Below are 13,125 nucleotides of genomic sequence, written 5' to 3' on the forward strand. Positions count from 1 at the left end.
GGAAGGTGCGAACAAGTTCCTGATATGAGATCATCATATTCATCCGGAGCGCATCCCAGAGGGACATCATGAGCCATCAACTCACCTTCGCCGATAGTGAATTCAGCACTAAGCGCCGTCAGACCCGAAAAGAGATTTTCCTCTCCCGCATGGAGCAGATTCTGCCATGGCAGAATATGACCGCTGTCATCGAGCCGTTTTATCCCAAGGCGGGCAATGGCCGACGGCCCTATCCGCTGGAGACCATGCTGCGTATTCACTGCATGCAGCATTGGTACAACCTGAGCGACGGTGCCATGGAAGATGCCCTGTACGAAATCGCCTCCATGCGCCTGTTTGCCCGATTATCCCTGGATAGCGCCCTGCCGGATCGCACCACCATCATGAATTTCCGCCACCTGCTCGAGCAGCATCAACTGGCCCGTCAATTGTTCAAGACCATCAATCGCTGGCTGGCCGAAGCAGGCGTCATGATGACCCAAGGCACTTTGGTGGATGCCACCATCATTGAGGCACCCAGCTCTACCAAGAACAAAGAGCAGCAACGCGATCCGGAGATGCATCAGACCAAGAAAGGCAATCAGTGGCACTTTGGCATGAAGGCCCACATTGGTGTCGATGCCAAGAGTGGCCTGACCCACAGCCTGGTCACCACCGCGGCCAACGAGCATGACCTCAATCAGCTGGGTAATCTGCTTCATGGAGAGGAGCAATTTGTCTCAGCCGATGCCGGCTACCAAGGAGCGCCACAGCGCGAGGAGCTGGCCGAGGTGGATGTGGACTGGCTGATCGCCGAGCGTCCCGGCAGGGTAAAAACCTTGAAGCAGCATCCGCGCAAGAACAAAACGGCCATCAACATCGAATACATGAAAGCCAGCATCCGTGCCAGGGTGGAGCACCCGTTTCGCATCATCAAGCGGCAGTTCGGCTTCGTGAAAGCCAGATACAAGGGGCTGCTGAAAAACGATAACCAACTGGCGATGTTATTCACCCTGGCCAACCTGTTTCGGGTGGACCAAATGATACGTCAGTGGGAGAGATCTCAGTAAAAACCGGAAATAACGCCAGAAATGGTGGAAAAAATAGCCTAAATAGGCTGATTCGATGTGTTTGCGGGAAAAAAATCGGCCCAGATCCGCGAAATTTTAATCAGCGAGTCAGCTTGGGAAGAAATGACCTGCTTATTCGCACCTTCCCTAAGTCTATGACTGCCTTGAATATTTAAGGTTGAGGGGCGTCCAACCCAGTTTATACTTTCTTCATTATCTGTGTTGTAAATTGCTTGGTTATTATCACCTATGCGTTGATAAACTGTTTTTCCATTATGAAGACAATTCTCTAAAAGAGAATATTGTAATGCGTCCATATCTTGCATTTCATCTACAAATGCATATTGAAATCTATTACCAAGGGTATCAATTATTTTCGGATATGTAGTGATAAATTCATTGGCGAAGAGATAAGCGTATCTGTAAGACAGAATTCCATTTTTGAATGTATCAGTGAATAACATTTCTAATCCATTGAATTTTAAGTTTTTTTCGTCACTTAATAGAATGGTTGATTCACCTGAAACTTGAAATTTTCTCTCTATAAAGTCAAAGTGTAATTTTTTAATGTTTTCTTCAATTAAAAGCTCACATATTTTATTTATACTTTTACTGTCTTCATTACCAAGGATTTTCCCGAGTCGTTTAGCTTCTTTGATATTTCTACCGTAAAAAAACTTTGCTAACTTTCCATAATTGTCATCCCATTTGATTCTCGTGTAATATTTAATTAATGAGTCAATGAATTGTTGATCATCAACTATTCTTAATTGAGTATTAAATCTAAGTTTCAGGTAATGACCTGCTAGATAAGTATTGGTGAAGCTTTGTATAGTTCCAATGAAATTAGGATAGGTGAAAAGTTTTGGACAATACTTTCCAATTCTACTTTTAAGTTCATCAATTGCAGCGTTTGTATGGGAAATTACCAGAATACCCCGGCCATCTGAAAATGGCATATATCTTTCTAGTATAAGAAGTTTTGCTAGTAACGCTGTGGATTTCCCACTGCCCGGTACTGCTTGTAAATCTATCGTTTGCAAATTTTTGATGAAATCTTTACGTTCTTGATCAAAACGATCTCCATTTTTTAATAGAATGGATTCAGCATATAAAATATCATTATCACTTATGTTAATTACAGACATATTTTACTCCTTCAATCAGCGAAGAGATATATCTGTCATCTTCTTGTAAGACTATTCTATGATCGTGTTTTTCAGAGGATGGATCAATTATTTGAGCTAGTTTATATGCAAAGTCTGTCTTACATAGGCTTTTATTGAATAATTTTATTGCTAATTCTTTTTCAATATCATCTTTGTTGATATTTTTGTGCATATCGCAAAGGACTTGTTTTGAGTATTCGCCTAAAATTGGAGATTTTAGGAGACTGTATTCTAAAGTCCAGTGCTTTGTTACAAATACTCTGACATTTTGACTATTGAACTCATTCTCTTTTTCAATTACTTTCCTTGTTGATTCTTCTTCAATTATTTTCTCATCTATTTTTATATAATCATATTCATTTTTTTTTGCTTTATCTTCTTTATCCTCATTAATTACTTTTCTTTCGAAGGCTCGAACATCAACATCTGTGATTATTGCAACGGGTATTGGAATCAGCGGTTCCTTATTCCTAATGAATATCTTACTAAAACGTATGAATTCTGCGCTGGCAACATTGACAACAGCTATGCCCGCATCAGTAAAATCTTTCGTAATTACCCCTTGTTTTTTTAGAAGTTTTGCTATCGCTGGCAAGAGGATTTCTTCAGACCAACCTTCCACCATTAATATCCCTTTGGCAAAGAATAAATTTGATTTTGTGACATCAAGAAAACGCTCTAAATACAGGTAATCTCCATTTTCTACATCTAGCTTTGTATACTCTTTCCCTAAAGGGAAAACATTTCCAGAATGGCAAAGAATTAAGTTTTCTAAGTGAACTTTAGATGTGAGATTTGGACTGTGTGATGTAATTAATATTTGTATGTCATTATGTTTTTGTAATGATTCAATAACTTTCATTTGAGCTTGGGGATGTAAGTGTGCTTCTAGTTCTTCAATTAAACATAGTTTTAATCCAGACCAATCACTCTCCTCTAAATGAAGTAACTCTGCAGCCATAAATAATTTGTTTAATGTCCCAAGGCCAGGGTTAATGCCATCTTGTATCTTCAGAGCTAACTTTTCTAAAATCGATTTGATGTTGGCTGGGGTTACTTCAAAATTAGTCGATATAGATTCATCAATAAAATCCCTGGCGAACCCCTCAATTTTATCTTTTAATTCCTTACCTTTGCTGTCATCTGGAATGATATTACCTTGAGAATCTTTCCCTTCAAAATAAAGGGATACGTTAGTGTTGAACTCTATAAAAAGATCAAGGAGTCTATGGTTTTTGTCCTTGTTGTTAAAGGCTGCATGAGTTTTAAGTATTTGTGATAGTCTAGAATTTTGTTTAGGAGTTAAATCAAAGTTAGCATCGCGAAGTGGTTTTAAATATGTTGTTTTTAAATACTCTTTTGCTTCAGCTTTAAGTGCTTTCCCTTGGTTGTAACTTCCCGCATTTATATCTGATTGTATTATCCTTCCATTCTTTTTATATACTTCGTAAGATAACGTCAAAGAAGGATGTATCCTATCGCCGTCACGATGGTATTCTACCCATTCATTAAAATGATGGGCTTCTTTTTCCATGTCGTCAAAAACTAATTCAATTCTAAGTCGGTCTGTATTTTTATAAAAGTCATTTTCGTCAACTTTGATCCATTCAAAACTATGTGTTTTTAAAACCAGTTTAATAGCATCTATTATCGCTGTCTTCCCTGAGTCATTTTCACCTATTAAAACATTAAGGCCTTTTTTAAGGTGCAAACATAAATTTGGTTTGTTTAGATCAATCTCCTCCGAAGAGCCATACTTTCGGAAATTCCATACTTTCAAAATTTTCAGGTACATAACACCACCAAGTTTGTTCAATAACCTATTGATAGTAATGGTTTTATGAATTTTTAAAAGCATTTTCAAATCAGAATGAGATAGAGGCGTCAATTTCTCATCATCCAGATGCAACCTTCTAAAGGAAGATTGTTTTTTTGCCATGTGTGCAATGCCATTACAAATGTGTTTGTGATTGTGCTCAAGGAAAGATCCGCACATAGAGAGGGTGCTGCCTCATGAAGGGTTTCCGCACTACCTTCGAAGCTGATGCAATATACCCCGGCAAGTTACCGTAGAATCATTCTCAATTTATAAAAAGCAGTACTTTATGAACTGTAATGGTATCTTCGTGAACTATAAAAATGAACTATCTAATTGATTAATATATTTTTATTTCTATGCTTTCTTCTAGAAAGATGTTACTTAAAAGACTTTTAGTCTTTTAAGTAACGGCGCATACTTCGAAAAAACGCGATAATATTTCGATGCGAGGTGTGTATATGTCATTGGAAAATATGGTAAAACTACTTGAAAGGTTAGCAGTGATTTCTGACGATCTCACTAAGTTGGCTCTCTCAATAGCCATCCTTCTTTTTGTCTACTCAATAGTTGTAGGTAAGTGATATGAATTTTCTATGGAAACCAATGCCTTACTACATCATGAGAGATTGCGGTCTCTTAAAACAATTAAAAAAAAACCAAATATCTCAAGGTATATCGGCGTTGAAAATCTTCATGTTGATTTGCTTAAAATCTGAGATTGATGAAAATGGTATTTACAGTGCTAACCTCACCTATGATCAGATTTCGCAACTCTGTTCATTGAGCAGAAAGTTGGTTAGCGATGGATTGCGTTTCTTGGAACACTCTGAAGCTATTGAGGTTTCTGGTGATCGGAAGAAGAAGTATATTTTGCTGAATTGTGAACGGAAAGATGGGGTCCGAAGGGTTGCCAGGTTTAGCTCTGCCAATGGACACTGGTGTAAGCTACCGTTTAAAGGAGTCATTGATGAAAAAAATAGAATCACGGCCTTTGAGTCTATGACTAACCGCAGCCTTCACGAACTTAATGCGCTGAGGTTATTTTTGTACCTACTCATGGTGCGTTCCCGCGGATGCTCGCATTCCTCTGTAACATTAAAAACAATAAAAACAAGACTATCAATAAATTACCAGGAAGTAATGATAGCAATTGGGTATCTTCAGTCTCTTGGTTTGGTGGTTAAGGTTGACGTTGGAACCAACTTAATCGGAAATTATGATGAGCGATTTGCAATTTCCTTTTTAGTTTGTGGCTGGGAAGGTCTGGAATGGAAGCCACGATATCTCTCTGAGGATCAGTGGAAGAACCAGATAACTGATGTTTTCTAACCCTTCATGAAGTTGAATGAAATTGGCGTCTTTGCTTTGGGCGGTAGATATTTCCGTACATCAATGATGGTCATATCGTTGTTTGATTAATGAAGTACACAGTATTGATTGTTCCACCGAGAGTTCACATTCGTTTTTTCGGATGTGTGGTTGATTTTTTTTGGGTGAAGAGTACCCTACGTTTTTACAGCAAAGGAGTCATAATGTCGCTCTCATCTTTACAACTCTTCAAAAACCTCTCCGATGAAACCCGCTTGGGCATTGTGTTGCTGCTCAGAGAGATGGGAGAGCTGTGCGTGTGCGACCTTTGCGCTGCGCTAGAACAGTCTCAGCCCAAGATTTCACGCCATCTGGCAATGCTCCGGGAAAGTGGACTTTTGCTGGATCGCAAACAGGGCAAGTGGGTTCACTACCGCTTATCCCCGCATATTCCTTCCTGGGCCGCTCAGGTGATTGAGCAGGCCTGGTTAAGCCAACAGGACGATGTACAGGCCATCGCCCGTAAGCTGGCATCGGCAAACTGCTCTGGTAGCGGTAAGGCTGTTTGCATCTAAAAAATTTGCCTGAACATATATGATTTTTCGAATGTGAGGTATTCAGAATGAAGACGTTAACGGTGTTTGACCCGGCAATGTGCTGCAGTACCGGCGTATGTGGCTCAGATGTCGATCAGGTTCTGGTTGATTTTTCTGCTGATGTGCAGTGGCTGAAAGGACGTGGTGTACAGGTTGAACGTTACAACCTGGCGCAGCAGCCCATGAGCTTTGTTCAGAATGAGAAAGCGAAAGCATTCCTCGAAGCATCTGGAGCAGAAGGGCTTCCGCTACTGCTGTTGGACGGTGAAACGGTGATGGCAGGGCGATACCCAAAACGTGCTGAGCTGGCTCGCTGGTTCGGTATTCCGCTGGAGAAGGTAGGGTTAGCTCCCACCGGCTGCTGTGGTGGTAATACTTCCTGTTGCTGAATATGTCAGGAGGACATATGAAATTCTTACAGAATATCCCGCCTTACCTGTTTTTTACCGGTAAGGGAGGTGTAGGAAAAACGTCTATTTCCTGCGCGACGGCAATCCGCCTTGCTGAACAGGGTAAGCGGGTTTTGCTGGTCAGTACCGATCCGGCTTCCAATGTCGGCCAGGTATTCGATCAGGCTATCGGTAATACCATTCGCCCTGTGACGGCAGTTCCTGGACTTTCTGCTCTGGAGATTGACCCGCAGGAAGCCGCCCAGCAATACCGCGCCAGAATCGTTGATCCTATCAAAGGTCTTCTGCCTGATGACGTTGTTAACAGTATCAGCGAGCAGCTTTCAGGAGCATGTACCACTGAGATTGCGGCGTTTGATGAGTTCACCGGCTTATTGACAGACGCTTCCCTACTGACCCGTTTCGATCACATCATTTTTGATACAGCGCCAACGGGCCACACGATTCGCCTTCTCCAGCTTCCCGGTGCCTGGAGTAGCTTCATTGAAAGTAATCCAGATGGTGCTTCCTGTCTTGGCCCAATGGCCGGGCTGGAAAAGCAGCGTGAGCAGTATGCTCATGCGGTAGAGGCGTTATCCGATCCTGAACGTACCCGCCTGGTTCTGGTTGCACGACTGCAAAAATCTACGCTGCAGGAAGTCGCCCGCACCCATGAAGAACTCGCCGCAATTGGCCTGAAAAACCAGTACCTGGTTATTAATGGTGTGCTGCCTAAAGCCGAAGCTGAACATGACGCCCTGGCCGCTGCGATATGGCAACGTGAGCAGGAGGTACTGGCAAATCTTCCTGCCGGTTTATCTGAGCTACCGACAGATACCCTATTACTACAGCCAGTCAATATGGTTGGTGTTTCAGCATTGAAGGGACTGCTGGATACCTATTCTGAGGCATTACCGCTCCCGGTAACGAACATCCTGTACACGCCTGAAAACTTATCGCTCTCTGGCCTGGTCAATGATATCGCCCGCAGTGAACACGGTTTGATTATGTTGATGGGCAAAGGTGGTGTGGGTAAAACTACGATGGCTGCTGCTATCGCCATCAGGCTGGCGGATATGGGTTTTGATGTACACCTCACTACCTCAGATCCTGCCGCGCACCTGAGTGCAACTCTGGACGGTAGTCTCAACAACTTGCAGGTTAGCCGAATCAATCCGCACGATGAAACCGAACGCTATCGTCAGCATGTTCTTGAGACGAAAGGCCGGGATCTGGATGAGGCCGGAAAACGACTGCTCGAAGAGGATTTACGTTCTCCTTGCACAGAAGAGATTGCGGTTTTCCAGGCGTTCTCTCGCGTAATCCGTGAAGCAGGTAAACGGTTTGTGGTCATGGATACGGCACCGACCGGGCATACGCTATTACTGCTTGATGCTACCGGGGCTTATCATCGTGAGATTGCCAGGAAGATGGGGGATAAAGGTCATTTTACCACTCCGATGATGCAGCTTCAGGACCCGGAACGCACCAAAGTCCTGCTGGTCACTCTGCCTGAAACCACTCCGGTACTGGAAGCAGCAAACCTGCAGTCCGATCTTGAGCGTGCGGGAATTCATCCCTGGGGCTGGATTATCAATAACAGCCTTTCTATTGCACAGACCCATTCACCACTGCTTTGCCAGCGTGCCCGACAAGAACTTCCTCAGATCGAGGCGGTGAAGAACCAGCATGCAAGCCGCATAGCATTAGTACCGGTAATGGCTTCTGAGCCTACTGGCATCGAGAAACTCAGAGAGCTGGCAGTTTAATTTTTTGACATACACAGGGCGGCTCTGCCGTCCTGTCTGGAGGATTTATGTTACTGGCAGGCGCTATTTTTATCCTGACCATCGTTTTGGTTATCTGGCAACCGAAGGGATTAGGGATCGGCTGGAGTGCGACGCTGGGCGCGGTACTGGCGCTGATATCTGGCGTAGTCCATTTTGGTGATATCCCTGTTGTGTGGAATATCGTCTGGAATGCGACGGCGACCTTTATTGCCGCGATTATTATCAGCCTGTTGCTCGATGAATCGGGCTTTTTCGAATGGGCGGCGCTGCACGTTTCACGTTGGGGTAACGGTCGTGGGCGTTTGCTGTTTACCTATATTGTTCTGCTCGGTGCAGCGGTGGCGGCACTGTTTGCCAACGATGGTGCGGCATTGATTCTGACGCCGATAGTCATCGCAATGCTATTAGCATTAGGGTTCAGCAAAGGCACGACACTAGCATTTGTCATGGCCGCCGGATTTATTGCTGATACGGCCAGTCTGCCGCTCATCGTGTCGAACCTGGTTAACATCGTTTCTGCAGACTTCTTTGGGCTGGGTTTCACTGAGTATGCGTCGGTAATGGTACCGGTGGATATTGCCGCAATTATCGCCACGCTGGTGATGCTGCATCTGTTCTTCCGCAAAGATATTCCGCCGACTTACGACCTGGCTCTCCTGAAAGAACCGGCGAAAGCGATTAAAGATCTGGCAACCTTCAGAACCGGCTGGATTGTTTTAGTTCTTCTGCTGGTTGGGTTCTTTGTCCTCGAGCCACTCGGTATTCCCGTTAGCGCGATTGCGGCTGTTGGCGCTGTAATCCTGTTTGCGGTGGCAAAACGAGGCCATGCCATTAACACTGGTAAGGTGCTTCGCGGTGCGCCATGGCAGATCGTCATCTTCTCTCTGGGGATGTATCTGGTGGTCTATGGCCTGCGCAACGCCGGTCTAACAGAATATCTCTCTGGTGTACTGAACGTGCTGGCAGATAAAGGACTTTGGGTCGCGACGTTTGGTACTGGCTTCCTGACGGCTTTCCTGTCTTCCATCATGAACAATATGCCTACCGTGCTGGTTGGCGCTCTCTCTATTGATGGCAGCACCGCAACAGGCGTTATCAAAGAGGCGATGATTTATGCCAACGTGATTGGCTGCGATCTGGGACCGAAAATTACACCTATTGGTAGCCTGGCAACGCTGCTCTGGCTGCATGTCCTTTCACAGAAGAACATGACCATCACCTGGGGATACTATTTCCGCACCGGGATCGTCATGACTCTGCCTGTGCTGTTTGTAACGCTGGCCGCGCTGGCGCTACGTCTCTCTTTCACTTTGTAATGAGATACTGAAATGAGCAACATTACTATTTATCACAATCCGGCCTGCGGCACGTCGCGTAACACGCTGGAGATGATCCGCAACAGCGGTAATGAGCCGACCGTTATTCTTTACCTTGAGACTCCACCTTCACGCGATGAGCTGGTCAAACTCATTGCGGATATGGGCATTTCCGTCCGGGCTTTGCTGCGTAAGAACGTCGAGCCGTATGAGGAACTGGGTCTTGCAGAAGATAAATTTACTGACGACCAGCTCATCGACTTTATGCTGCAACATCCGATTCTGATTAATCGTCCGATCGTAGTGACGCCATTGGGCACTAAACTGTGCCGTCCGTCCGAGGTGGTTCTGGATATCCTTCCGGATGCCCAGAAAGCGGCTTTCACCAAGGAAGATGGTGAGAAGGTCGTGGACGCTAGTGGAAAACGAATAGACAGCAAGTAATTTCAGCCAATGAAAGGGCTAATTTCCCGGCCCTTTCATATCCTCTTTTTTCATCATCCCTCCAGAAAGTTAAATATACGCTTCCAGAGTCCACATTTTTTATGCTACCTTTCCCGTTGTGTCATTTTTGACATAACGGGAAAGGTAAATACATGTCATCAGAATCGAAACGGAACGGAAAAGGTTTTTTATCAGGCACGTTAATAGGTGCTTTAGGCGGATTGATTGGTCTTGGTGGTGCTGAATTCCGCCTTCCGGTCCTGATTGGTAGTTTCAAAATGCCCACGCTGGAAGCGGTTATTTTTAACAAAGCAATGAGCCTTACTGTCGTTGCCGTTGCTTTGATATTCCGCACAAAGTCGATTGCAGTTGACCAGCTGTTAGCACATCTTGATATTGTTATCAATTTGCTTGCCGGGAGCCTTATCGGAGCATGGTGGGCTGCAGGAAGAGCTATAAAAATGTCACGTATTTGGCTGGACAGAATCATTCTGATCCTGCTTGTTATCCTGTCTTTCGTCATGCTTTCAGAAGCATGGATGCCTTTGCATGATAACTCCGCTGGATTATTCCAGCCTGGAGTCGCCACCATTATTGCGGGGGTTATTGCTGGTTTCTTTATCGGGAATGTTGCAGCTCTGTTGGGTGTTGCAGGGGGAGAGCTCCTTATACCAACCATCGTTATCCTTTTTGGGGCTGACATAAAACTGGCTGGCAGTTTGTCACTCATGATCAGTTTACCGACGATGATTGTGGGGTTCTCTCGCTACACTAATGCAGATGCTTTCCAGATCCTGAGAAAAGAGAAAAAACTTTTTGTGTGGATGGTCATCGGTTCCGTTATAGGTGCCGCTATTGGGGGCCTTATGCTCGGTATGTTCCCGGTAAGAGTACTTATGACTCTGTTGGGCGTGGTACTGCTTATTTCCGCAATCAAAACCTTTAAGCATACCCGGCAAAGATGATGGTGGTTTACGCTTTGGACTATTCCGCATCACAGAGAAAATGATTTTGAAAAAGGTATCAGAATGAAAAGTAAGCCCCTTAAATCAAACTTAATCTTAGTCAGACCGAGGATCTATATTAACGACAACATCTCGCTAGGGCCGGGGAAGGTTGACCTTTTAAGGGCGATTGATGGATTTCACTCTCTTTCTGCGGCAGCTAAAGATTTGGGGATACCTTATAAAAGAGCATGGCTCTTAATTGACACTTTGAATAAGGGAATTGGTCAGCCAGTTGTAATTACTTCCACTGGTGGTAACAAAGGTGGTGGGACAGTTCTGACGCCATTGGGGCGTAGCCTATTGACCTGGTATGACCAGGCCGAGGCTCACCTCAATGAGCAATCTCAGCAACAGTTAATCGAACTTGAAAAGATTCTTTTTGGAAAATGACAGAGACCTTTGTTATCCATCGGGAAAATAGAGCGACAGCAATGCATGAAGGGGGCTAATGCCCCCTTCATTGTTACTTCGCCATTTCTTCCAGCAGGTCAATACCAACCGGCTCTTCGCTCTGTAGCGCTGTTAATGCAATACGCTTTGCATACTGCTCTGCCACATCAGAGATGAGAGGCAACTCGCGGTTCGCCCTGGTCTTCAGGAAAGGTGAAGACGGTTCAGCTGCCGCCAGGCTGTTATTCACAACCCATGCCCACGGCTCAATGCCAGCGCGACGCAAATCCTGCTGCAGGTTTGCTGCTTCCAGTACAGGTGTCGTTTCGGCAAGCGTCACGATAATCACCTTCGTCTTCTCCGGGTCCTGCAATTGCATCATTGGCGTCATCACATGGTCATGTGTTTGCCCCATCTGGCGCACCATTTCCCGATGATAGGCTCCCGTCGCATCCAGTAGCAGAAGTGTGTGACCTGTTGGCGCGGTGTCCATAATGACAAAATGGTCGTCTGCCTCTTTGATGATCCGAGAGAATGCCTGGAAGACGGCAATCTCTTCAGTGCATGGTGAGCGGAGGTCTTCCTCAAGCACCGCCAGCCCTTCTGCATCTAATCCTTTGCCCTGATTTTCCAGGACAAAGCGGCGATAACGTTCTGTCTCTACCTTAGGGTCGATACGGCTGACCTGAAGATTGGGCAGCGATCCATCCAGCGTGTAAGACAGATGTGCTGCCGGATCGGATGTGGTCAGATGGACTTTGTGGCCACGTTTCGCCAGCGATACCGCGACTGATGCCGCAACGGTCGTTTTGCCCACTCCGCCTTTACCCATCGTCATGACCAGCCCTTTACCTGTCTGGCTGAGTTCATCCACCAGTGAGGATAGCTTCGGCAAATCCAGAGTATTCAGCGTGGTAGCAGGGAGAGCCGGTGTGGCTTTGCTCTCTGTAAATAACTCCCGCAATGCTTCCAGACCGACCAGGTTAAATGGCTTCAGATATAGCTGTGAGCGGGGAAGATTAGCCAGATTATCAGGCATTGCCTGTAATGCTTTTTCTTCCCGAGCCAGAATACTTTGCGCCAGTGGATCATCCTCACCTGCAAACGGTGGCAGCACACCATTGATGGCAAGGTGCTGATGCTGCAAACCGATAGCAGACAGCTCATCGTGCGTATGAGATACTTCTTTCAGCGTTGAAGCCTGAGCTCGGGCAACCAGCACTAAGCGTGTGAGAGCTGCGTCGGACAGCGCTTTAACCGCATCGGAGTACTGGTGCTGTTGTTTCTCAAGCCCTACCAGAGGTCCAAGGTTTGCAGCGGCATCAGGGTTCGCTTCGAGATAACCGCTCCAGGCTCCCGGCAATTCAAGCATGCGGATGGTGTGACCGGTTGGCGCGGTATCAAATACGATATGGTCATATTTTTCCCGCAGCTCATGATTGGTCAGCAGACCAGTAAACTCATCAAACGCAGCGATTTCCGTGGTGCATGAGCCGGAGAGCTGCTCTTCAATACTGCTGACCACATCGGCTGGCATCAGCCCGCGAACAGGGTCAAGCACACGGTCACGATAGGCTTGCGCTGCAGCCATCGGATCAACTTCCATCGCAGCAAGATTTTCAACGGTGCTGATATCTGTGATTCGGTGGCCGATAGTCTGGCTAAAGACCTGGCCGACATTGGAAGCCGGATCGGTACTCACCAGAAGCGTTCTCTTGCCCTGATCGGCCAGCCATACTGCAGTAGCACAGGCCAGAGATGTTTTACCCACGCCACCTTTGCCAGTGAAGAAGATGAATGGGGGAATGTCTTTTAAAAATGGCATATTCATCAGTGTTAGCTCCTCTG

Annotated in this window: 12 protein-coding genes; 9 read left to right on the forward strand and 3 right to left on the reverse strand. The window is 45.6% G+C overall.

Annotated elements, in window-relative coordinates; translation table 11 throughout:
* The first annotated feature begins 68 nt into the window (after window positions 1-68).
* The gene (locus tag OGY72_RS09425; protein ID WP_000019450.1) at window positions 69-1,049 is read left to right on the forward strand and encodes an IS5-like element ISKpn26 family transposase; all 981 of its coding nucleotides are present in this window, start codon (window positions 69-71) and stop codon (window positions 1,047-1,049) included.
* Window positions 1,050-1,087: 38 nt separating this feature from the next.
* On the opposite strand, the gene OGY72_RS09430 is transcribed toward OGY72_RS09425, so the two are convergent.
* Entirely contained in the window at window positions 1,088-2,197 is a 1,110-nt protein-coding gene (locus OGY72_RS09430) for a UvrD-helicase domain-containing protein (protein WP_286547634.1), read from the reverse strand.
* Complete coding sequence (locus OGY72_RS09435; protein ID WP_286547635.1) at window positions 2,184-4,157, reverse strand: ATP-dependent nuclease; 1,974 nt, start codon at window positions 4,155-4,157, stop codon at window positions 2,184-2,186. The genes OGY72_RS09430 and OGY72_RS09435 overlap by 14 nt, the downstream gene beginning before the upstream one ends.
* Before the next feature lie 483 nt (window positions 4,158-4,640).
* Here OGY72_RS09435 and OGY72_RS09440 point away from each other — a divergent pair, with 483 nt between their 5' ends.
* The 8 genes from OGY72_RS09440 to OGY72_RS09475 all read left to right on the forward strand — a co-directional run bounded on the left by OGY72_RS09440 (window position 4,641) and on the right by OGY72_RS09475 (window position 11,277).
* Window positions 4,641-5,366, forward strand: a complete 726-nt coding sequence (locus OGY72_RS09440) for a hypothetical protein (protein ID WP_123267963.1) — start codon at window positions 4,641-4,643, stop codon at window positions 5,364-5,366.
* Between the two features lie 203 nt (window positions 5,367-5,569).
* The gene (arsR, locus tag OGY72_RS09445) at window positions 5,570-5,920 is read left to right on the forward strand and encodes an As(III)-sensing metalloregulatory transcriptional repressor ArsR (RefSeq protein ID WP_123267964.1); all 351 of its coding nucleotides are present in this window, start codon (window positions 5,570-5,572) and stop codon (window positions 5,918-5,920) included.
* A 47-nt stretch (window positions 5,921-5,967) separates the two neighbouring features.
* Window positions 5,968-6,330, forward strand: a complete 363-nt coding sequence (gene arsD, locus OGY72_RS09450) for an arsenite efflux transporter metallochaperone ArsD (RefSeq protein ID WP_049606171.1) — start codon at window positions 5,968-5,970, stop codon at window positions 6,328-6,330.
* Window positions 6,331-6,347: 17 nt separating this feature from the next.
* On the forward strand, window positions 6,348-8,099 hold the full coding sequence (gene arsA / locus OGY72_RS09455) for an arsenite efflux transporter ATPase subunit ArsA (protein WP_123267965.1): 1,752 nt from the start codon (window positions 6,348-6,350) through the stop codon (window positions 8,097-8,099).
* Window positions 8,100-8,146: 47 nt separating this feature from the next.
* Window positions 8,147-9,436 (forward strand): arsenite efflux transporter membrane subunit ArsB, encoded by a 1,290-nt coding sequence (gene arsB, locus OGY72_RS09460; RefSeq protein WP_286547637.1) that lies wholly within the window; start codon window positions 8,147-8,149, stop codon window positions 9,434-9,436.
* Window positions 9,437-9,448: 12 nt separating this feature from the next.
* The gene (gene arsC / locus OGY72_RS09465; protein WP_123267967.1) at window positions 9,449-9,880 is read left to right on the forward strand and encodes a glutaredoxin-dependent arsenate reductase; all 432 of its coding nucleotides are present in this window, start codon (window positions 9,449-9,451) and stop codon (window positions 9,878-9,880) included.
* Window positions 9,881-10,032: 152 nt separating this feature from the next.
* Entirely contained in the window at window positions 10,033-10,845 is an 813-nt protein-coding gene (locus OGY72_RS09470; protein WP_123267968.1) for a sulfite exporter TauE/SafE family protein, read from the forward strand.
* A 63-nt stretch (window positions 10,846-10,908) separates the two neighbouring features.
* On the forward strand, window positions 10,909-11,277 hold the full coding sequence (locus OGY72_RS09475) for a winged helix-turn-helix domain-containing protein (RefSeq protein ID WP_123267969.1): 369 nt from the start codon (window positions 10,909-10,911) through the stop codon (window positions 11,275-11,277).
* Window positions 11,278-11,350: 73 nt separating this feature from the next.
* Here the strand turns inward: OGY72_RS09475 and arsA (OGY72_RS09480) are convergent, their stop codons facing one another.
* Entirely contained in the window at window positions 11,351-13,108 is a 1,758-nt protein-coding gene (arsA, locus tag OGY72_RS09480) for an arsenical pump-driving ATPase (protein ID WP_123267970.1), read from the reverse strand.
* Between the last annotated feature and the right edge of the window lie 17 nt (window positions 13,109-13,125).

The organism is Citrobacter sp. Cpo221, assembly GCF_030332345.1.
Taxonomy (GTDB): Bacteria; Pseudomonadota; Gammaproteobacteria; order Enterobacterales; family Enterobacteriaceae; genus Citrobacter; species Citrobacter portucalensis.